This is a genomic window from Levilactobacillus sp., assembly GCF_022646225.1.
GTDB lineage: Bacteria > Bacillota > Bacilli > Lactobacillales > Lactobacillaceae > Levilactobacillus > Levilactobacillus suantsaiihabitans.
In genome coordinates, this window is record NZ_JALCJA010000004.1 from 268,944 (window position 1) to 289,195 (window position 20,252).

The following is a 20,252-nucleotide window of genomic DNA, read 5'->3' on the forward strand; positions in this document are numbered from 1 at the left end:
GGAAAGAAACAATTTGGCCGTCTTGCGTTCGGTTACCTGGGGACGGCGTTGATACGTCGGAGGTGCCAAGCGGTGCCAAGCGTGCATGGTCTTTTCTTCAGTAGGGGTTAAGGCACTGACGATATTGAGCAATGCAGTTTCTAGTCTGCTTCACCAGGAACACTTCCGTTAGTCAACGTCCTAGTCTGCGAGTGCAGTATACCAGAAAGTCGGGAAATCTGCTGTGTGCAAGCTTACCGCCGTATCAGCCACCACCCCACCGCGCTGGCCACCAGATAAGGTAGAAACGCTAACCGTTTCTGCTTGCGTGCGCGCCACAATGCCAAGGTACTGGCGACCAGTAGCCACTGCGCGGTCGCGGTGCTGCCCCAGGTGATGGCGTAGGCTAGGATCAGTTCCAAGTCGCCGTCACCGATCACCGGCGTGGGCCAGTGGCGCCAGAGCAGCTGAATGCCCAGTAGACAGCCGGTGGCCCAAATGATGGTGGGCCAGGGGAGTGCCCAAACCGTTAGCGGCCAGGCCAACCAGACTAGCCACCCGGGAAAGGTTTGGGTACGCGCATCACAGAGGGCGGCAAAGGTCCACAGCCCTAGCCATAGCAATGGTCGCAGAGTGGTCAGGGTCAGCGTGGTGAGCACGATTCCACAGCTGATCTCCAGTACCAGCGTGGTGGGGGGAATCCGCTGCTGGCAGTAGTGGCAACGGCCGCGTAGCACCAGGTAACTGACCACCGGGACCAGTTGCCAGTAAGCCAGGGGTGTTTGGCAAATCTCGCAGTGCGAGGCCGGATAAAGGGGTGACGTGCCCGTGGCATAGCGGTCGGCCATGGCCGTCAGCCACGACCCCAGGCAGGCCCCGTAAATAAATAGGATAATCATCATGAAAGTTTCACCTCTACCCATCAACTCCGTAAAAAATAGCGAAATGTTTCTGCAAAATTGCGGAGAGGCTGGTTGACAGCGGCATTTTGGCATGGTATTCTATTCAAGGTGCTTTTCGCAGACAGGTCTCGGGTATTCACTACCAGACATGCTGACTGACGGCGGGGAGGACACTTCAATTAAATCTCAATCTGGGTCGTCTTTTTTCTTTACAGAAAAATGAACCACCTGGATGTGTGGACTTATAACTCTAGAAAGTATACGGAAAGGAGGACTATTTAGATGCCTACTATCAACCAATTGGTGCGTAAAGGTCGTAAATCTAAAAGTTCTAAATCAGATGCCCCAGCTTTAAACTACGGGTATAACAGTTTCAAAAAAGCTCAAGTTAAGAATCCAGCTCCACAAAAGCGTGGGGTTGCAACGCGTGTCGGTACCATGACACCAAAGAAGCCTAACTCTGCTTTACGTAAATATGCACGTGTGCGGTTGTCAAACTTAATTGAAGTGACTGCTTACATTCCTGGTATTGGCCACAACCTGCAAGAACATAGTGTTGTGCTAATCCGGGGCGGCCGGGTTAAGGATTTACCTGGGGTTCGTTACCACATTATCCGTGGTGCTCTCGATACTGCCGGTGTTACTGACCGTCGTCAAGGTCGTTCCAAGTACGGGACTAAGAAGCCTAAGGGCTAGACCGAGACTCAAAATTAAGGTCGGGTGCACGGTTGCCGTCAACCGGCCTGTAACAGCATTTCAAGGAGGATATTAACAATGCCTAGAAAAGGAAACGTACAAAAGCGTGAAGTCCTTCCTGATCCAATTTACAATTCAAAGTTGGTCACTCGTCTGATCAACCACACGATGATGGATGGGAAACGTGGAACTTCAACTAAGATCATTTATGGTGCCTTCGACATCATTAAGAACGAAACTGGTAACGATCCAGTGGAAGTCTTCGAAGAAGCAATGAAGAATGTTATGCCAGTCTTGGAAGTTAAGGCTCGGCGTGTTGGTGGGTCAAACTACCAAGTTCCTATCGAAGTTCGGCCAGACCGTCGGACCACTTTAGGTCTTCGTTGGATGGTTCAGTACTCTCGTTTACGTGGCGAACACACCATGGTTGAACGGCTTGCTCGTGAAATCATGGACGCTGCTAACAACACCGGTGCTGCCGTTAAGAAGCGTGAAGATACGCACCGGATGGCAGATGCCAACCGTGCCTTCGCTCACTACCGCTGGTAAGAGCAGCTATCGCACTGCCATGCCTACAGTGTGATAAAATGTTAGAGCAGAGTGTTATTTAGCATTTTTGACTCTAGCTTAGAGGAGCAATCCTTTAATCGAGAGTGGCTACTAAAATCAATTGCGATGTTAGTAGTCACTTTTTGGCACAATCTACGATCAAATTGAGAGGAGTTACACATTAATCATGGCTAATACTCGTGAATTTCCGCTTGAGAAGACGCGTAACATCGGTATCATGGCCCACATCGATGCCGGGAAGACGACGACTACTGAGCGTATCCTGTATTATACTGGTAAAATCCATAAGATTGGTGAAACCCATGATGGGGCTTCACAAATGGACTGGATGGAACAAGAACAAGAACGGGGAATTACGATCACTTCTGCCGCTACTACTGCGGAATGGAAGGGTCACCGGATTAACATCATCGATACCCCAGGACACGTTGACTTCACTGTCGAAGTTGAACGTTCCCTGCGTGTCTTGGATGGTGCCGTAGCCGTCTTAGATGGCCAAGCCGGTGTTGAACCTCAAACCGAAACTGTTTGGCGTCAAGCCTCTGATTTCGATGTTCCTCGTATCGTGTTCGTTAACAAGATGGATAAGCTGGGTGCCGACTTCGACTTCTCAGTTAACTCCATTCACGAACGTTTACAAGCCAACGCCTTAGCCTTACAAATGGCTATCGGTGCCGAAGACAACTTCCAAGGTGTCGTTGACTTGATCGAAATGAAGGCCTACATCTACGATAAAGATGAATTAGGTTCTTCATGGGATACGGTTGATATTCCTGCAGATATGAAGGAAGAAGCCGAAAAGCGTCATGAAGAAATGATCGAAAGCGTCGCTGACGTTGACGATGAAATCATGGAAAAGTACCTTGAAGGTGAAGAAATCACCAAGGACGAATTAAAGGCCGCTATCCGGCGGGCAACCTTGAAGCTGGAATTGTTCCCAGTCTTCGCTGGTTCTGCCTTCAAGGATAAGGGTGTTCAGATGTTGATGGACGCCGTTGTGGACTACTTACCATCCCCATTGGATGTTAAGCCTTACAACGCAACTGTTCCGGATACTGACGAAGCCGTTGAATTACGGGCCGATGACGATGCGCCATTCGCTGCCTTAGCATTTAAGGTTGCCACTGACCCATTCGTTGGTCGTCTGACTTACATCCGGGTTTACTCCGGTACTCTGGAAGCTGGTTCTTACGTGCTGAACTCCACGAAGGGCAAGCGTGAACGGGTTGGTCGTTTGCTGCAAATGCACTCTAACCACCGTCAAGAAATTCCAGAAGTCTTCTCCGGTGATATCGCTGGGGCCATTGGTTTGAAGAACACCACTACTGGTGACTCTTTGACTGACCCAGATCACCCATTACATTTGGAATCTATGGACTTCCCAGATCCAGTTATCCAGGTTGCCGTAGAACCAAAGACGAAGGCTGACCAAGATAAGATGAACACCGCCTTACAAAAGCTTTCTGAAGAAGACCCAACTTTCAAGGCTGAAACTAACCCTGAAACTGGTGAAACGCTGATCGCTGGGATGGGTGAACTTCACTTGGATATCATCATCGACCGGATGAAGCGTGAATTCAAGGTTGAAGCTAACATTGGTGCCCCTCAAGTTGCCTACCGTGAAGCCTTCACGAAGTCAACTAAGGTCCAAGGTAAGTTCGTTCGTCAATCTGGTGGTAAAGGTCAATATGGTGACGTTTGGATCGAATTCACCCCTAACGAACGTGGTAAGGGTTACGAATTCGAAGACGCTATCGTTGGTGGGGTTGTTCCTCGTGAATTTATCCCTTCAGTTGACCAAGGTCTGCAAGAAGCCATGGCAAACGGTGTCTTAGCCGGTTACCCATTGGTTGATGTTAAGGCCAAGTTATACGATGGTAGTTACCATGAAGTCGATTCTAGTGAAGCAGCCTTCAAGGTTGCCGCTTCCTTGGCTTTACGGAACGCTGTTAAGTCTGCTGGCCCTGTTATTCTTGAACCAATCATGAAGGTTGATATCTTGGTTCCTGAAGAATACATGGGTGATATCATGGGCCAAGTTACCGCTCGTCGTGGTAAGGTTGATGGTATGGAAGCACGTGGTAACGCACAAATGATTCACTCATTCGTTCCGTTATCCGAAATGTTCGGTTACGCAACGACGTTACGTTCTGCATCACAAGGTCGTGGGACATTTACCATGACGTTTGATCACTACGAACCAACGCCTAAGAGTGTTCAAGCTGACATTATCAAGAAGAACGGCGGCACACCAGTCGAAGACTAGTCTGTCAGTTGTTTAAAGAAAACGTCTAACTTTCGGGTTAGGCGTTTTTATTTTGTCTTGAAGTGGGGGAGACTGGTGTTAGCGGTCGGCGGAATGGATATAAAATGAAGCGTCTTTTTACAGATCGTTTGGATGTCGGTATTTGTTGATGGGTCTCAACTTCAACATCTAGTTTTGGTTGAGAGCGACGTCATGTCGGGCACGATTAAATTTGGTGGGGCGATGGTATTTAGAGTGGGTTACGCCAGTAATTACGGAAAGTTACGACGACAGCCGAGAGGTCGCTAGAGATACGTTCAGCTGTGGGAGTTCCCTTAGTGGCATGGTTTTCGGCACTTAGGGAACTGGCAACTTGGAGACGCGTACCTTCGGCTCCAAGTTGAGGGGCAAGACCGCTCTTTGGCTTGACCCGACGCCCTCAGCGCTCCAACGTATCTCTAGCGACCGGCAGGCGGCCAGCCCAACCAAAGCCGCCAAGACCAACTAGCATCACCCGCAGAATTTGCGGTATAATAAGCACGCATGTGTCAAAAGGAATTGGAGAGTGAGTTATGGAAGAGTTGTTCGAACACGCCCCGATTCCGCGGGCGTATTTTAAGCTGGCCTTGCCCGTCGTCTTGGCGATGGTGGCCAGCATGATTTACAATTTGGCCGATACGTTCTTCGTGTCGCAGACCCAAAACACCAACCTGGTGGCGGGAGTGGCGTTGTGTACACCGCTATTTTCGCTGCTGATTGCCATTGGCGACATCTTTGGGTTGGGGGGCAGTTCGTTGATCTCTCGGCTGTTGGGCGAAAAGGCCTACACCACAGGGCGTCGTGTTAGCAGCTTTTGTCTGTACGGCGCCGTGGTGATTGGCCTGATCACCACCGTCGTCTTATTGGTGTTCATGCGGCCGTTTCTCTACCTATTAGGGGCAACCTCAGCGACGTATCCCTATGCACGGGACTTTTATCGCATCATGGCGTTGGGGGCGATGCCCATCATCGTATCGATCGTACCGGGAAACCTGATCCGAACGGAAGGGTTCGCGGCTCAGTCCATGGCTGGCACGCTGGTGGGGACCGTGATTACCATTATCCTGGATCCCATCTTGATTTTCCCCGCTGGTCTGGGAGCGGCCGGGGCAGCGTTAGCGACCGTGATTGGCTACACCATTTCCGCCATCACCCTGGTCTATTTGACCAAACGCTACTGTCAGGTCATCTCGATTGACGCGCGGTTGAGTAAAATCAGCTGGGCGTGGATCCTGCAGGTCTTGGCGATTGGGATTCCAGGATCCATCACCAACCTGATGCAGGCCTTTGGGACCACCGTCTTGAACCGGTACCTGATTGCCTTCGGTCCGACCAAGGTCGCCGCGATGGGGATCGTGTTGAAGGTCTACATGATCATCATGTTAGTCATGGTGGGCTTTGCCTTTGGCGCGCAACCATTGATTGGCTACACATATGGTGCCAAGAACATGGCACGCTTCAAAAAGATCCTCCACTTTGATCTGCTGGTCGAGGTCGGCTACGCGTTGATTCTGGCGGTCATCTTGATGATTCTAGCGCCGCAGATTATTGGCCTGTTTCTCCATAGTCAGGCGGTCATTACGGCGGGGACTTACATGCTGCGGGTCTTCTTAGTCACGACGCCGTTCGTGGGGGCGGTCTTGGTGTACACCACCGTTTTCCAAAGCACCGGGAAGGCCATAGGTGCCTTCATCATGTCGATTGCGCGGCAGGGGGTCGTCTTCTACCTGGCCATCGTGCTTGGCGCGCGCCTGATTGGCTATCACGGGATCATCTGGGCTCAGCCGATTGCCGACGTCTTGACCTGTGCAATCGGGTGGGGCTTAGCCCGGGGACTTCTTAATAGTAGAAAGTCGACCGAAGCGTCCTTGCGAAATGAAAATTGATTGACGTCAAGTGACGGGCATTTTTCACAAAAAGTTTGAGAAATTCGGCGAAAACCCTTGCCAGTCGGCAGTTTATTTAGTATGATAGTCAAGTGCTGTATTTCCCAGGGTATTTTTGTGCCCCCGGGGGTCGGACAAAAGTTTAGCGATGATGTGGGATATTGCGACACACCCGGCCGCTTTGCCATGAGGGTGTGGCGGGAATTTCCACGGAGTTAGTCTTATTTTTAAAATAGACGAAGGAGGGAACACAATGGCAAAACAAAAAATTCGGATTCGGTTGAAGGCTTACGAACATCGTATCCTCGATCAATCAGCGGACAAGATTGTTGAAACTGCAAAGAGAACTGGTGCCGGTATTTCAGGTCCAATCCCATTGCCAACTGAACGGACAATCTACACCGTATTACGTTCACCACATAAGTTTAAGGACTCACGTGAACAATTCGAAATGCGGACGCACAAGCGTTTGATTGATATCGTTAACCCAACGCCAAAGACGGTCGACTCATTAATGAAGCTTGACCTGCCTAGCGGTGTTGACATCGAAATCAAGTTATAATTTTCAAGAATATTAAATACAATATAATCGGAGGTGTACTCATGACCACTAAAGGAATCTTAGGGAAAAAGGTCGGGATGACGCAAGTCTTCACTGATGCTGGCGAATTAATCCCCGTTACTGTTGTCGAAGCAACGCCAAACGTTGTGTTACAAGTTAAGACGATGGAAAACGACGGTTACGATGCCATTCAACTTGGTTACCAAGACAAGCGTGAAGTACTCAGCAACAAGCCCGAACAAGGTCATGTAGCAAAAGCAAACACGACTCCTAAGCGCTTCATTCGTGAATTCAGAGATGTTGAGCTGGGAGATTACAAGGTAGCAGACGAAGTTAAAGTTGATACCTTCCAAGCAGGAGACATCGTGGATGTCACTGGTGTCACTAAAGGTCATGGATACCAAGGTAACATTCATAAGGACGGCCAAAGCCGTGGCCCTATGGCCCATGGTTCTCGTTACCACCGTCGTCCAGGTTCTCTGGGTGCCATCATTAACCGGGTATTCCCTGGCATGAAGCTCCCAGGTCGGATGGGTAACAAGCAAGTTACTATCCAAAACCTTGTGATCGTTAAGGCTGACGTTGATAACAACGTTCTGTTGATCAAGGGCAATGTGCCTGGTGCTAACAAGTCACTCGTTACTGTTAAGAGTGCTGTTCGCCCACCACGCCTAAAGCATTCTGATAAATAAATAGGAAGGGAGGATAATTAAATGACAAGCGTAGCATTATACAAACAAGATGGTAGCCAAAACGGCAACGTTGATTTGAACGCTGATATCTTCGGCATCGAACCTAACGAAAATGTCGTATTCGATACGATTTTGATGCAACGAGCTTCCTTACGCCAAGGAACCCACGCCGTTAAAAACCGGAGTGCCGTTCGTGGTGGTGGTAAGAAGCCATGGCGTCAAAAGGGTACCGGTCGTGCCCGTCAAGGTTCCATCCGTTCCCCACAATGGGTCGGTGGTGGTGTGGTCTTTGGCCCTACCCCTCGTTCTTACAGTTACCGCCTTCCTAAGAAGGTTGGCCGTTTAGCATTGAAGTCAGTTCTTTCACAAAAGGTTCTCGACGAAAGCTTAGTCGTTCTTGACGGTTTAGCATTCGACGCACCTAAGACGAAAGAATTCGCTGCTGTGTTGGCTGGTTTGAATGTCACGACTAAGACGTTGGTTGTCCTTGAAGACGACAACGTAACTGCTGCTTTAGCAGCCCGTAACTTAGCAAATGTTAAAGTTATTCCAGCCAAGAGCTTGAATGTCTTAGACATCGCTGATGCGGACAAGTTAGTGATTACCCAACCAGCTCTTTCTCAAGTAGAGGAGGTGCTCGCATAATGGAATCACGTGACATTATCTTACGCCCAGTTGTTACCGAAGCTACGATGGCAACTATGGACGACAAGCGTTACACCTTTGACGTTGACGTACGAGCAACCAAGACTCAAGTCAAGCATGCCGTAGAAGACATTTTTGACGTTAAGGTTGTTAAGGTTAACATCATGAATTTAAAGGGTAAGAAGAAGCGTCAAGGACGTTACGAAGGCTACACTAAGAAGCGTCGTAAGGCCATTGTCAGCTTATCTGCCGACTCAAAAGAAATCAAGTTATTCAACGAAGAATAAAATCTCAGATATAGGAGGGAAATAACGTGGCGATTAAGAAATACAAACCAACAAGCAATGGTCGTCGTAACATGACGAGCTTGGTTTACAAAGACGTCATCACTAAGACGACTCCTGAAAAGTCATTGCTTGATTCACAAAGTCACACGGCTGGCCGGAACAACGCTGGTCGCATGACTGTCCGTCATCGTGGCGGTGGTAACAAGCGTCAATACCGGATCATCGACTTCAAGCGAATCAAAGATGATGTTCCAGCAACCGTTAAGGCTATCGAATACGATCCTAACCGGACTGCTAACATTGCATTATTAGTTTATGCTGATGGTGTAAAGTCATACATCTTGGCTCCTAAGGGCTTAAAGGTTGGCGACAAGGTTCAATCTGGTCCAGATGCCGATATCAAGACTGGTAACGCATTACCATTGAAGAACATCCCATTTGGGACGGTTATTCACAACATCGAATTAAAGCCTGGTAAGGGTGGCCAATTGGTACGTTCTGCTGGTACTTCAGCACAATTGTTAGGTAAAGCTAACGATGAAAAGTACGTATTAGTTCGTTTATCTTCCGGTGAAGTTCGGATGGTCTTGAACGTTAACCGTGCAACTATCGGTGCCGTTGGTAACGAAGAACACGAATTAGTTAACGTTGGTAAAGCCGGCCGTAACCGTTGGGCTGGTCAACGTCCTCACGTTCGTGGTTCAGTTATGAACCCTAACGATCACCCACATGGTGGTGGTGAAGGTAAAGCACCTGTTGGTTTACCATCTCCTCTTTCTCCATGGGGTAAGAAGACTGTTGGTAAGAAGACGCGTTCGAAGAAGAACAAGACTGAGAAGTTCATTGTTCGTCATCGTAAAGGTTCTAAGATGTAATATTCCGGTTATCCGGAAGTCAAGAGACCTGGTGATCATCGTGTTCCACGATGCGCCACAAGTAGAGGAGGTTTCATAAATGGGTCGTAGTTTGAAAAAAGGACCTTTCGCCGATGCGCATTTACTGAAAAAGGTTGATGCACAAAAGGATCAAGACAAAAAGGCTGTCATCAAGACCTGGTCCCGCCGGTCTACTATTTTCCCTAGCTTTGTAGGTTTAACTATCGCTGTATATGATGGACGGAAGCACGTACCAGTTTACGTTCAAGAAGATATGGTAGGCCACAAGCTTGGCGAATTCGTACCAACCCGGACATTCCGTGGTCATGGTGGCGACGACAAGAAAACTCGTTGATAAGGAGGATTAACTAATGGCTGAACAAGTTACATCAGCGCAAGCGACTGCTAAGACGGTTCGGATTGCTGCTCGCAAAGTCCGCCTTGTCATCGATCTTATCCGCGGCAAGAGCGTCGCTGAAGCAATCGCAATCTTAAAGTTCACACCGCGTGGCGCATCACCGGTTGTGGCAAAGGTTTTAAACTCTGCAATTGCTAACGCAGAAAACAATTTTGACTTAGATCGTCAAGATCTAGTTGTTAGCGAAGCCTATGTGAACGAAGGACCAACCCTCAAACGGTTCCGTCCTCGTGCCAAAGGCTCTGCTTCACCAATCAACAAACGTACGAGTCACATTACGGTTGTTGTATCTGAAAAAGAGGAGGGATAACGCGTGGGTCAAAAAGTAAATCCAACTGGATTACGGGTCGGTATCATTCGCGATTGGGAAGCAAAGTGGTATGCTGAAAAGGATTTCGCTGCTTACCTGAAGGAAGACCTTCAAATCCGTAAATTTATCGAAAAGCGTCTTGTAGATGCTTCTGTTTCAACTGTTGAGATTGAACGGGCTGCAAACCGCGTCAACATCTCAATTCACACTGCCAAGCCAGGGATGGTTATTGGTAAGGGTGGTTCCGAAGTCGAAAATCTCCGTAAGGAATTGAACGACTTAACTGGCAAGCGTGTCCACATCAACATCGTGGAAATCAAAAAGCCAGATTTGGATGCCAAGTTAGTCGGCGAAAACATTGCTCGTCAATTGGAAGGCCGTGTTGCTTTCCGTCGCGCTATGCGTGGGACGATGCAACGGACGATGCGTTCTGGCGCCAAGGGTGTTAAGACGCAAGTTGCTGGCCGGTTAAACGGTGCTGACATGTCTCGTGTTGAAAGCTATGCTGAAGGCACGGTTCCTCTGCACACGTTACGTGCTGACATCGATTACGCTTGGGTTGAAGCGCACACCACTTATGGTTCTCTGGGTGTTAAGACCTGGATCTACCGTGGTGAAATTCTTCCCGAAAAGAAACAAACTAACGGACAAGGAGGGAAATAAGCATGCTGGTACCTAAGCGAGTAAAGTTCCGTCGTGTCCACCGTGGTAAGCTACGTGGCGAAGCCAAGGGTGGCAAGAGCGTTGCTTTCGGTGACTACGGTTTACAATCGTTAGATTCCAAGTGGATCTCCAACCGTCAAATCGAAGCAGCCCGTGTGGCAATCACACGTTACATGAAGCGTGGTGGGAAAGTTTGGATTAAGATTTTCCCTCACAAATCCTACACCAGTAAAGGTGTTGGGGTCCGGATGGGTAATGGTAAAGGTACGCCTGATGGCTGGGTAGCCCCAGTTAAGCGCGGTAAGGTTATGTTTGAAGTGGGTGGCGTTTCTGAAGAAGTCGCTCGCGAAGCCTTACGTTTGGCTGCCATGAAGCTTCCCGTTCGTACGAAGGTTTTATCCCGAGAGGAAGTAGGTGGCGAATCAAATGAAAACTAAAGAAATCAACGAATTAACCACTGCTGAAATGCTCGATAAAGAAAAGAGCTACAAGGACGAATTATTCAACCTGCGTTTCCAATTAGCTACTGGTCAATTGGAAAACACTGCACGGCTGAAGCAAGTTCGTAAGAACATTGCGCGGATTAAAACCGCTCTTCGCCAACAAGAACTGAACAAGTAGAATACGATAAGAAGGAGGTCACTAATACATGAGTGATGCACGTAATAACCGCAAGGTTTACCGTGGTCGTGTCGTTTCCGACAAAATGGAAAAGACGATCACTGTCGTTGTAGAAACGACGAAGACGGATGCAAGATATGGCAAGCGTGTCAAGTACTCCAAGAAGTACAAGGCACATGACGAAAACAACGAAGCCCACACTGGCGACATTGTTGAAATCATGGAAACTCGTCCTCTGTCTGCTACCAAGCGGTTCCGCTTAGTCGACATTGTTGAAAAAGCAGTAATCATTTAGGTGTCGTTTTTATCGTATTCTGAATTAGAACTGAAGGGAGGACACTAGCTGTGATCCAACAAGAAAGTCGCTTAAAGGTTGCCGACAACTCTGGCGCCCGTGAAATTCTGACTATCAAAGTTCTGGGTGGCTCCAAGCGTCGCTACGCCGGAATTGGTGATATCATTGTCGCTACTATCAAACAAGCAACACCAGGTGGCGTTGTCAAAAAAGGTGACGTTGTAAAGGCCGTTGTTGTTCGTACCAAGTCTCGTGTACGTCGTAACGATGGTTCATACATCAGCTTTGATGAAAATGCTGCAGTGCTGATCAAAGACGATAAGAGCCCACAAGGGACTCGGATCTTCGGACCGGTTGCCCGTGAATTACGTGACAACGATTTTATGAAGATTATCTCATTAGCACCCGAAGTACTGTAATCAAGAAACGTTTAACAAGGAGGTGCCCACAGGAATGCTTATTAAAACTGGTGACAAGGTCCGCGTGATCGCCGGCAAAGACAAAGGAAAAGAAGGAACTGTTTCCAAAGTCATGAATGCCAAGAATCGTGTGATCGTTAAAGGTGTCAATATGATTAAGAAGCACCAAAAAGCTTCTCAAGCCAACCCACAAGGCGGCATTATCGATATTGAAGCGCCAATTCACGCATCCAACGTTATGCTCATCGATCCTTCGAACAACGAACCAACCCGGCTTGGCGTTCGAGTAGAAGATGGTCACAAAGTCCGTTTCGCTAAGAAGTCCGGCGAAACCATCGACAAATAATCTTTGAAAGGAGGAACATAATTTCATGTCAGCTCGTTTAAAAGAAAAGTACGTTAATGAAATTACACCAGCATTGGTGGAAAAATTCAGCTACAGTTCTGTTATGCAAACGCCGAAGATCGAAAAGATCGTTTTGAACATGGGTGTTGGTGATGCTGTTTCCAACGCTAAGAACCTGGACGAAGCCGTTGAAGAATTGGGTTTGATTTCTGGTCAAAAGCCATTGGTTACTAAGGCCAAGAAGTCAATCGCCACCTTCCGTCTTCGTGAAGGCATGTCAATCGGTGCTAAGGTCACCCTGCGTGGGGACCGGATGTACGAATTCCTGGACAAGTTAATCAACGTGTCATTGCCACGTGTTCGTGACTTCCGCGGTGTTAGCAAGCGTGCCTTTGATGGTCGCGGTAACTACACCCTGGGTGTTAAGGAACAATTGATTTTCCCAGAAATTAACTTTGATAACGTTAACCGTGTTCGTGGTTTGGACATCGTTATCGTTACGACGGCTAACACTGATGAAGAGTCACGCGAATTGCTGACTCAATTCGGTATGCCGTTTGCACACTAATTTAAGGAGGTTCACACAAATTGGCTAAGAAATCTCAAATTGCTAAGAACAAGCGTCCTGCGAAGTTCTCTACTCAGAATTATACTCGTTGCGAACGTTGTGGACGTCCACACTCTGTTTATCAAAAGTTCCATCTTTGCCGTATCTGCATGCGCGAATTAGCCCACAAGGGTCAAATTCCTGGCATGAAGAAGGCTAGCTGGTAAAACGAATTTTAAACAAAGGGAGGGTAAACGTTAATGTCCATGACTGATCCTATTGCAGACTTCTTGACGCGGATCCGTAACGCCAACATGGTGCGTCACGAATCACTCGAAGTACCTGCATCAACAATTAAACGTGACATCGCTGAAATCCTGAAGCGCGAAGGGTTCATCCGTAACGTCGAATACATCGATGATGACAAGCAAGGCATCATCCGCGTATTCCTGAAGTACGGTAAGGATAACCAACGTGTCATCAGTGGTTTAAAGCGTATTTCAAAGCCCGGCTTACGTTCATACGTTAAGGCCGACGCTGTACCAAAGGTATTAAACGGTTTGGGTATCGCTATTATCTCCACCTCTGAAGGTGTAATTACTGATAAAGAAGCGCGCGCCAAGAAAATCGGTGGCGAAGTTCTCGCCTACGTTTGGTAAAACTTTTAAGAAGATAGGAGGTGCCTTACAGTGAGTCGTATTGGTTATAAAACTGTCAACGTCCCAGCCGGCGTTGAAGTTAAACGCGATGGTGATCAAGTGACCGTCAAGGGTCCTAAGGGTTCTTTAACCCGGACTTTCTCAAACGTCATTTCTATGAAGATTAGTGATGGTGCGGTTGACTTCGATCGTCCAGATGATAACAACAAGACGCGGGCCCTTCACGGGACTCAGCGAGCTAACTTGAACAACATGGTTGAAGGTGTTGTTAATGGCTTTGCTAAGACCTTGAAGCTGGTCGGTGTTGGTTACCGTGTTCAAGCTAAGGGCAAGACCTTGGTATTGAGCGTTGGTTACTCCAACCCAGTTGAAATGGCTATTCCTGAAACCTTAGATGTTAAGGTTCCAGATAACACCACTATCAACATTTCCGGTATCAGTAAGCAAGAAGTCGGTGACTTCGCTGCTGAAGTTCGTGCCGTTCGTTCACCAGAACCTTACAAAGGTAAGGGTATCCGTTACGAAAACGAATTCGTTCGTATCCGTGAAGGTAAAACTGGTAAGTAACATTAAAGCAGCTTAAAGCTGATAATTCTACAAAGAGGTGACTATTTTGATTTCAAAACCAGATAAGAACAAGACACGTCAAAAGCGTCATATGCGTGTCCGGAACAAAATTTCTGGGACTGCAGAACGCCCACGCTTAAACGTTTTCCGCTCTAACAAAAACATCTACGCTCAAGTCATTGATGACGTAGCGGGTGTCACGCTTGTTAGTGCCTCAACGTTAGATAGCGATGTCAAAGGTGACAACAAGACCGACCAAGCTAAGGCTGTTGGTGAATTAGTTGCTAAGCGCGCTGTCGAAAAGAAGATTAGTGATGTTGTGTTTGATCGTGGCGGTTACTTATACCACGGCCGTGTTCAAGCATTGGCAGAAGCTGCTCGCGAAAACGGGCTGAAATTTTAACAGTAAGGAGGAATAACCACACATGGCAAAATTTATTGATCCTGACAAGTTAGAACTTGAAGACAACGTTGTTGCTATCAACCGTATCACTAAGGTTGTTAAAGGTGGCCGTCGTCTGCGGTTTGCTGCGCTTGTCATCGTCGGCGATAAGAACGGTCACGTTGGCTTTGGTACTGGTAAAGCTCAAGAAGTTCCAGAAGCTATCCGTAAGGCCGTTGAAGCCGCTCGTAAGAACCTGATCGAAGTACCTATCGTGGGAACGACCATTCCTCACGAAGTTCTCGGTTCATTTGGTGGGGGCAAGATCATGCTCAAGCCTGCCGCTGAAGGTTCTGGGGTTACTGCCGGTGGCTCAGTTCGTTCCGTCATGGAATTAGCTGGTGTCGCTGACGTTACTTCCAAGCGTTTAGGTTCTAACACGCCAGTCAACGCTGTTCGGGCCACTTTTGCTGGCTTGGCTCAGTTGAAGCGTGCTGAAGAAGTTGCCGCTCTCCGTGGTGTCTCTCTTCAACACTTAGCTGAATAAGGAGGGGTATTAAAATGGCTCAATTAAAAGTTACTTTAATTCATAGTGTTGCTCACCGCCTCCCTAAACAGCGGAAGATTGTGGAAGCTATGGGCTTACACCGAGTAAACAGCACCGTTATCCAACCAGATAACGACGCCACTCGTGGTGCGCTTTTCCAAATCGCACATTTGATTAAGGTTGAAGAAGTTAAGTAATTCTCATATCATTAAATAAGGAGGTGCGCAATAGCATGAAGTTGAATGAATTAAAACCTGCTGAAGGCTCACGGAAGGTTCGTAACCGGGTTGGCCGTGGTGATTCATCTGGTAATGGTAAGACCGCTGGCCGTGGCCAAAAAGGTCAAAAGGCTCGTAGCAAGACTCGTTTGGGTTTTGAAGGTGGCCAAATGCCATTGTACCGTCGTATTCCAAAGCGTGGGTTTACCAACATTAACCGTAAGGAATTTGCTGTCGTAAACTTAGCTGCTTTGAACGTCTTTGATGATGGTGCTGAAGTAACTCCAGCTGCCCTGGTTGAAGCCGGTATCGTCAAGAACGAAAAGGCCGGTGTTAAGATCTTGGGTAACGGTGAGTTAACGAAGAAGTTGACGGTGAAAGCCGCTAAGTTCTCCAAGTCAGCCGCCCAAGCTATCGAGGCTGCTGGTGGTAAAACTGAGGTGATTTAATGCTATCAAGCTTGAAAAACGCCTTTAAGATTAAAGACATTCGTAAAAAAATTCTCTTTACTCTATTGGTTTTGATTGTCTTTCGGTTGGGTACTTATATTACCGTCCCCGGCATTAACGCAAAGGCACTTCAAAGCGTTGCGTCTTCTGGATTGGTTAGTATTTTAGATACCTTCAGTGGTGGTGGGTTGACCAACTATTCCATCTTTGCGATGGGGGTTTCACCTTACATCACTGCACAAATCGTTATTCAATTGCTACAAATGGACATCGTTCCACGCTTCGTTGAATGGAGCAAGCAAGGGGATACTGGTCGGCGGAAGTTGAACCAGGCCACACGGTACTTAGCGATTGCTTTGGCATTCGTTCAGTCTATCGGGATCACGGCCGGTTTTAGTGCCTTAAGTTCACTGAAATTGGTCGAAAATCCAAGTGTTACCACGTACCTGTCAATCGGGTTGATCCTGACTGGTGGGACCATGTTAACGACTTGGATGGGTGATATGATCACCGATCGTGGGTTGGGTAACGGGATTTCAATGATTATCTTTGCGGGGATCATTGCCCGGACGCCAACTTCTGTTTACAAGTTGTACCAAACTTACTTCGTTGACGCTACGGCGGGCACCATGTGGAAGAGTGTCGTTTTCGTGCTTGCTTTAATCGTGTTGGTATTGATCATTGTGACCTTTACCACCTGGGTTCAGCAAGCGGAACGGCGGGTACCTATGCAGTACACGCGGCGGGTATCTGGTTCGCCAGATAGCAGCTACCTTCCATTAAAGGTTAACGTTGCTGGGGTTATTCCAGTTATCTTCGCTAGTTCGTTCATTGCGACGCCACAAACTATTTTGATGGCGTTCCAAAACACGCACTCCCAAGATGCCTGGTACCAGACGTTAACGGATGTCTTCAACATGCAAACGGTCGATGGGGCCATTTTGTACACTGTTCTGATCATTGTGTTCACGTTCTTCTATGCGTTCGTGCAAGTCAACCCAGAAAAGTTAGCTGAGAACCTGCAAAAGCAGGGGAGCTACATTCCTGGTGTTTGGCCGGGTCACGAAACACAAACTTATGTTTCCAACTTATTGATGCGGCTCAGCACTGTTGGGTCCCTCTTCCTTGGATTCATTTCCTTAATTCCGTTATTAGCCCAAAACCTTTGGGACTTAGATGAGTCAATTGGTTTAGGTGGTACCAGCCTCTTAATCGTCGTTGGTGTGGCCATTGAAACCATGCGGCAAGTTGACGGATTGATGATGAAGCGCGAATACGTTGGCTTTATCCAAGATCCAGAACCAGCTTAATGAGTTTCCAGCGGGTGTGTTGATCTATTAGCACACCTGCTTGTGTTTTTCGGGCAAATTTTCGAATAAGGAGAACGAACATGACAGCAATGAATTTGATTCTCATGGGTTTACCAGGCGCCGGTAAAGGGACGCAAGCTGAAAAGATTATCAAGGAGTTCCACTTACCGCACATTTCTACGGGAGACATCTTCCGTGAAGCGATGAAGAACGAAACTGAAATGGGTTTGGCTGCGAAGAAGTTTATCGACAAAGGTGAATTGGTACCGGATGAAGTCACTAACGGTATCGTTCGCGACCGGTTAGCTCAAGATGATACCAAAGACGGGTTCATGTTGGATGGGTTCCCCCGTTCCTTAGCTCAAGCCGAAGCGTTAGATACCTTTGGCCCCGAACTGGACCGGACCATCAACGCCGTGATCAACATTCACGTCGAACCAGATGTCTTGGTTGAACGCCTTTCTGGTCGTTACATCTGCCGGACTTGTGGGGCCACTTACCACAAGCTCTACAAGCAACCTAAAGTTGCCGGCACGTGTGATGTCTGTGGTGGGCATGACTTCTATCAACGTGAAGACGACAAGCCAGAAACGGTGAAGAACCGGTTAGCGGTCAATCTGAAAATGAACACGCCGCTGGTTGATTACTACACCAAGAAGGGCTTGTTATTCACTGTTGATGGTGACCGTGATATCGATGATGTCTACGTCGACATCGAAAAAATCCTGAAGAACCTGTAACAGGTCGCTAAGTTCTTGCGTCTTCGCAAGAATTATGGTAAGCTTATTCAGGTTTAGCCTGTAAATGGCGCGCTGTCGCAATTCACAGGTGCTAGGCGGGGGCAAGTTCCTTGTCCCTACCGCTTTTACGTGTATTTTACACGCAATTAAAAGGGAGGTACTTTCGTGGCGAAAAGCGATGTCATCGAAGTCGAAGGTAAAGTTACCGAAACATTACCTAACGCAATGTTTCGGGTCGAATTAGAAAACGGTCATGAGATTCTCGCTCACGTTTCCGGTAAGATTCGGATGCACTACATTCGGATTCTGCCTGGTGACCGAGTAACTGTTGAAATGTCACCGTATGACTTGTCTAAAGGCCGGATTACTTATCGGTTTAAGTAGCCGCCTGGACAGATGTAGGAGGGATATTCATGAAAGTAAGACCATCAGTTAAGCCAATGTGCGAACACTGCAAGGTTATCAAGCGTAAGGGTCGAGTAATGGTTATTTGCTCAGCCAACCCTAAGCACAAACAACGCCAGGGTAAGTAATTCAATTTATAGGAGGTGCACTTAAATGCCACGTATTGCTGGAGTGGATTTACCACGTGATAAGCGAATCGCTTACGGTTTGACTTACATTTTTGGAATTGGGATCAACACTGCACACAAGATTGTTGCGGATGCTGGTGTCTCAGAAGACGTTCGGGTTCGTGATTTAACCCCTGAACAAGAAGACAAGGTTCGTGTCGAAGTTGACAAGTACAAGGTCGAAGGTGACTTACGTCGTGAAGTTAGCCTGAACATCAAGAACTTGCAAGAAATCGGCTCATACCGCGGTATGCGTCACCGTCGTGGACTGCCTGTTCGCGGCCAACACACCAAAAACAACGCCCGCACTCGGAAGGGTAAAGCCGTTTCGATCGCCGGGAAGAAGAAGTAAGGGAGGTTTATCACTTTATGGCTACTAGAAAAACTAGTCGCAAACGTCGGGTCAAAAAGAACATTGAATCCGGTGTTGCACACATCCATGCTACGTTTAACAACACTTTGGTTATGATCACTGACGTTCAAGGGAACGCTATTGCTTGGTCATCAGCCGGTGCTTTAGGTTTCAAGGGTAGTCGGAAGTCAACGCCATTTGCTGCACAAATGGCCGCTGAAGCCGCTGCCAAGGCATCACAAGAACACGGTGTTAAGTCCGTTGAAGTTGCTGTTAAGGGTCCTGGTTCAGGACGTGAAGCTGCTATTCGGGCAATCCAAGCTGCTGGGATCGAAGTCACGGCTATCCGCGATGTTACCCCAGTTCCTCATAATGGTACTCGTCCTCCAAAGCGCCGTCGGGTCTAACGTGAGCGTTTCATTAATGAGGGCAACCTTCATGATGGGATTGACTTATAGGAGCTCAACGCGGTTTGAAAGGGGTAAACGATAAGAATGATTGAATTTGAAAAGCCTAACATTCATAAAATTGATGAGAGTAACAACTACGGTAAGTTTGTGGTTGAACCGTTGGAACGTGGTTACGGAACAACGCTCGGCAACTCCTTACGGCGGATCTTACTTTCATCATTACCTGGTGCAGCTGTTACCAGCATTCAAATCGACGGGGTTCTGCATGAGTTTTCGACTGTCGAAGGTGTCGTAGAAGACGTCACGCAAATCATCTTAAACGTTAAGAAGATTGCGCTGAAGTTGAACGGTGCTGACGATCAGGAAGAAACGATGGAGATCAACGTTAAGGGACCCGCTCAGATCACCGCTGGTGATATTGTGGCAGGCGCCGACGTTGACGTTTTGAACCCAGATCTGTACATTGCTACAGTTGCTGATGGGGCAACGTTCCACATGCGAATGACTGCAGATAAGGGCCGTGGCTACGTTTCTGCTGACGAGAACAAAGCTCGCAATGCAGAAATGCCAATTGGTGTTTTAGCTGTGGATTCCATTTACACCCCAATCGAACGGGTTAACTACCAAGTAGAGAATGCACGGGTTGGCCAACGGGCTGACTACGATAAATTGACCCTGGATGTTTGGACAAACGGTTCAATTAATCCAAGCGAAGCCATTGCATTGGCTGCAAAGATCTTGACCGAACATCTGGCTATGTTTGTCGACTTGACCGACGAAGCTAAGAATGCGGAAATCATGGTTGAAAAGGAAGAAACGCACAAGGAAAAGATGCTTGAGATGACCATCGAAGAGCTCGACTTGTCCGTTCGTTCTTACAACTGCTTGAAGCGTGCTGGTATCAACACGGTTCAAGAATTGAACAACAAGACCGAAGCAGACATGATGAAGGTTCGTAACTTGGGTCGCAAGTCCCTTGAAGAAGTTAAGGCTAAGTTAGCTGACTTAGGTTTGTCACTTCGGAAGGAAGACTAATTTTAGACACTCAA

Annotated in this window: 33 protein-coding genes; 32 read left to right on the forward strand and 1 reads right to left on the reverse strand. The window is 47.7% G+C overall.

Annotated features, from left to right (window positions below; all coding sequences use genetic code 11):
* Window positions 1-233: 233 nt before the first annotated feature.
* A complete protein-coding gene (locus LKH74_RS08145; protein WP_287708207.1) occupies window positions 234-881 on the reverse strand; it encodes a prepilin peptidase in 648 nt (215 codons plus the stop codon).
* Between the two features lie 282 nt (window positions 882-1,163).
* Here LKH74_RS08145 and rpsL point away from each other — a divergent pair, with 282 nt between their 5' ends.
* The 32 genes from rpsL (at window position 1,164) to LKH74_RS08305 (ending at window position 20,238) form a co-directional block, all read left to right on the forward strand.
* The gene (gene rpsL / locus LKH74_RS08150; protein ID WP_011668504.1) at window positions 1,164-1,577 is read left to right on the forward strand and encodes a 30S ribosomal protein S12; all 414 of its coding nucleotides are present in this window, start codon (window positions 1,164-1,166) and stop codon (window positions 1,575-1,577) included.
* Between the two features lie 78 nt (window positions 1,578-1,655).
* Window positions 1,656-2,126: a 30S ribosomal protein S7 gene (rpsG, locus tag LKH74_RS08155; RefSeq protein WP_020090150.1), complete on the forward strand. Its 471-nt coding sequence runs from the start codon at window positions 1,656-1,658 to the stop codon at window positions 2,124-2,126.
* 187 nt (window positions 2,127-2,313) lie between these two features.
* The gene (gene fusA / locus LKH74_RS08160) at window positions 2,314-4,413 is read left to right on the forward strand and encodes an elongation factor G (protein ID WP_287708209.1); all 2,100 of its coding nucleotides are present in this window, start codon (window positions 2,314-2,316) and stop codon (window positions 4,411-4,413) included.
* Window positions 4,414-4,964: 551 nt separating this feature from the next.
* The gene (locus LKH74_RS08165) at window positions 4,965-6,317 is read left to right on the forward strand and encodes an MATE family efflux transporter (RefSeq protein ID WP_287708210.1); all 1,353 of its coding nucleotides are present in this window, start codon (window positions 4,965-4,967) and stop codon (window positions 6,315-6,317) included.
* A gap of 253 nt (window positions 6,318-6,570) precedes the next feature.
* A complete protein-coding gene (gene rpsJ / locus LKH74_RS08170; protein ID WP_011668500.1) occupies window positions 6,571-6,879 on the forward strand; it encodes a 30S ribosomal protein S10 in 309 nt (102 codons plus the stop codon).
* Between the two features lie 41 nt (window positions 6,880-6,920).
* The gene (gene rplC / locus LKH74_RS08175; RefSeq protein ID WP_287708211.1) at window positions 6,921-7,571 is read left to right on the forward strand and encodes a 50S ribosomal protein L3; all 651 of its coding nucleotides are present in this window, start codon (window positions 6,921-6,923) and stop codon (window positions 7,569-7,571) included.
* A 21-nt stretch (window positions 7,572-7,592) separates the two neighbouring features.
* On the forward strand, window positions 7,593-8,216 hold the full coding sequence (gene rplD / locus LKH74_RS08180; protein WP_135367528.1) for a 50S ribosomal protein L4: 624 nt from the start codon (window positions 7,593-7,595) through the stop codon (window positions 8,214-8,216).
* Complete coding sequence (rplW, locus tag LKH74_RS08185) at window positions 8,216-8,503, forward strand: 50S ribosomal protein L23 (RefSeq protein ID WP_125574885.1); 288 nt, start codon at window positions 8,216-8,218, stop codon at window positions 8,501-8,503. The genes rplD and rplW overlap by 1 nt, the downstream gene beginning before the upstream one ends.
* Before the next feature lie 26 nt (window positions 8,504-8,529).
* Entirely contained in the window at window positions 8,530-9,378 is an 849-nt protein-coding gene (gene rplB / locus LKH74_RS08190; RefSeq protein ID WP_135367527.1) for a 50S ribosomal protein L2, read from the forward strand.
* Between the two features lie 79 nt (window positions 9,379-9,457).
* Entirely contained in the window at window positions 9,458-9,733 is a 276-nt protein-coding gene (gene rpsS, locus LKH74_RS08195) for a 30S ribosomal protein S19 (protein WP_048735499.1), read from the forward strand.
* A gap of 16 nt (window positions 9,734-9,749) precedes the next feature.
* Entirely contained in the window at window positions 9,750-10,106 is a 357-nt protein-coding gene (gene rplV, locus LKH74_RS08200; protein WP_048735501.1) for a 50S ribosomal protein L22, read from the forward strand.
* Window positions 10,107-10,109: 3 nt separating this feature from the next.
* Window positions 10,110-10,769, forward strand: a complete 660-nt coding sequence (rpsC, locus tag LKH74_RS08205; RefSeq protein ID WP_125682810.1) for a 30S ribosomal protein S3 — start codon at window positions 10,110-10,112, stop codon at window positions 10,767-10,769.
* Window positions 10,770-10,771: 2 nt separating this feature from the next.
* Entirely contained in the window at window positions 10,772-11,206 is a 435-nt protein-coding gene (gene rplP / locus LKH74_RS08210; RefSeq protein WP_287708212.1) for a 50S ribosomal protein L16, read from the forward strand.
* Window positions 11,196-11,390, forward strand: coding sequence for a 50S ribosomal protein L29 (gene rpmC / locus LKH74_RS08215; protein WP_020090139.1), 195 nt, complete (start codon window positions 11,196-11,198; stop codon window positions 11,388-11,390). The genes rplP and rpmC overlap by 11 nt, the downstream gene beginning before the upstream one ends.
* Before the next feature lie 28 nt (window positions 11,391-11,418).
* Complete coding sequence (rpsQ, locus tag LKH74_RS08220) at window positions 11,419-11,685, forward strand: 30S ribosomal protein S17 (RefSeq protein WP_048735510.1); 267 nt, start codon at window positions 11,419-11,421, stop codon at window positions 11,683-11,685.
* Window positions 11,686-11,735: 50 nt separating this feature from the next.
* Entirely contained in the window at window positions 11,736-12,104 is a 369-nt protein-coding gene (gene rplN / locus LKH74_RS08225) for a 50S ribosomal protein L14 (protein ID WP_125574881.1), read from the forward strand.
* Window positions 12,105-12,138: 34 nt separating this feature from the next.
* Window positions 12,139-12,450: a 50S ribosomal protein L24 gene (rplX, locus tag LKH74_RS08230; RefSeq protein WP_125574880.1), complete on the forward strand. Its 312-nt coding sequence runs from the start codon at window positions 12,139-12,141 to the stop codon at window positions 12,448-12,450.
* Between the two features lie 25 nt (window positions 12,451-12,475).
* The gene (rplE, locus tag LKH74_RS08235; RefSeq protein ID WP_135367525.1) at window positions 12,476-13,018 is read left to right on the forward strand and encodes a 50S ribosomal protein L5; all 543 of its coding nucleotides are present in this window, start codon (window positions 12,476-12,478) and stop codon (window positions 13,016-13,018) included.
* Between the two features lie 20 nt (window positions 13,019-13,038).
* Window positions 13,039-13,224, forward strand: a complete 186-nt coding sequence (locus tag LKH74_RS08240; RefSeq protein ID WP_082153261.1) for a type Z 30S ribosomal protein S14 — start codon at window positions 13,039-13,041, stop codon at window positions 13,222-13,224.
* A 33-nt stretch (window positions 13,225-13,257) separates the two neighbouring features.
* Window positions 13,258-13,656: a 30S ribosomal protein S8 gene (rpsH, locus tag LKH74_RS08245; RefSeq protein ID WP_048735521.1), complete on the forward strand. Its 399-nt coding sequence runs from the start codon at window positions 13,258-13,260 to the stop codon at window positions 13,654-13,656.
* A 30-nt stretch (window positions 13,657-13,686) separates the two neighbouring features.
* Complete coding sequence (gene rplF / locus LKH74_RS08250; RefSeq protein ID WP_287708213.1) at window positions 13,687-14,223, forward strand: 50S ribosomal protein L6; 537 nt, start codon at window positions 13,687-13,689, stop codon at window positions 14,221-14,223.
* 37 nt (window positions 14,224-14,260) lie between these two features.
* On the forward strand, window positions 14,261-14,626 hold the full coding sequence (rplR, locus tag LKH74_RS08255; RefSeq protein ID WP_287708214.1) for a 50S ribosomal protein L18: 366 nt from the start codon (window positions 14,261-14,263) through the stop codon (window positions 14,624-14,626).
* A 22-nt stretch (window positions 14,627-14,648) separates the two neighbouring features.
* Window positions 14,649-15,152, forward strand: a complete 504-nt coding sequence (gene rpsE / locus LKH74_RS08260) for a 30S ribosomal protein S5 (RefSeq protein WP_135367522.1) — start codon at window positions 14,649-14,651, stop codon at window positions 15,150-15,152.
* Window positions 15,153-15,166: 14 nt separating this feature from the next.
* A complete protein-coding gene (gene rpmD / locus LKH74_RS08265) occupies window positions 15,167-15,349 on the forward strand; it encodes a 50S ribosomal protein L30 (protein ID WP_125574875.1) in 183 nt (60 codons plus the stop codon).
* 35 nt (window positions 15,350-15,384) lie between these two features.
* A complete protein-coding gene (gene rplO / locus LKH74_RS08270) occupies window positions 15,385-15,819 on the forward strand; it encodes a 50S ribosomal protein L15 (RefSeq protein ID WP_125574874.1) in 435 nt (144 codons plus the stop codon).
* Window positions 15,819-17,129: a preprotein translocase subunit SecY gene (gene secY / locus LKH74_RS08275; protein ID WP_135367521.1), complete on the forward strand. Its 1,311-nt coding sequence runs from the start codon at window positions 15,819-15,821 to the stop codon at window positions 17,127-17,129. The genes rplO and secY overlap by 1 nt, the downstream gene beginning before the upstream one ends.
* 89 nt (window positions 17,130-17,218) lie before the next feature.
* Window positions 17,219-17,869: an adenylate kinase gene (locus LKH74_RS08280; RefSeq protein ID WP_287708294.1), complete on the forward strand. Its 651-nt coding sequence runs from the start codon at window positions 17,219-17,221 to the stop codon at window positions 17,867-17,869.
* 165 nt (window positions 17,870-18,034) lie between these two features.
* The gene (infA, locus tag LKH74_RS08285; protein WP_011668477.1) at window positions 18,035-18,253 is read left to right on the forward strand and encodes a translation initiation factor IF-1; all 219 of its coding nucleotides are present in this window, start codon (window positions 18,035-18,037) and stop codon (window positions 18,251-18,253) included.
* Window positions 18,254-18,282: 29 nt separating this feature from the next.
* On the forward strand, window positions 18,283-18,402 hold the full coding sequence (gene rpmJ, locus LKH74_RS08290; protein WP_011668476.1) for a 50S ribosomal protein L36: 120 nt from the start codon (window positions 18,283-18,285) through the stop codon (window positions 18,400-18,402).
* Between the two features lie 25 nt (window positions 18,403-18,427).
* Window positions 18,428-18,793, forward strand: coding sequence for a 30S ribosomal protein S13 (gene rpsM / locus LKH74_RS08295; protein WP_135367519.1), 366 nt, complete (start codon window positions 18,428-18,430; stop codon window positions 18,791-18,793).
* 17 nt (window positions 18,794-18,810) lie between these two features.
* Window positions 18,811-19,200 (forward strand): 30S ribosomal protein S11, encoded by a 390-nt coding sequence (rpsK, locus tag LKH74_RS08300; RefSeq protein ID WP_125574870.1) that lies wholly within the window; start codon window positions 18,811-18,813, stop codon window positions 19,198-19,200.
* 87 nt (window positions 19,201-19,287) lie between these two features.
* Window positions 19,288-20,238, forward strand: coding sequence for a DNA-directed RNA polymerase subunit alpha (locus LKH74_RS08305; protein WP_135367518.1), 951 nt, complete (start codon window positions 19,288-19,290; stop codon window positions 20,236-20,238).
* The last annotated feature ends 14 nt before the right edge of the window (window positions 20,239-20,252 follow it).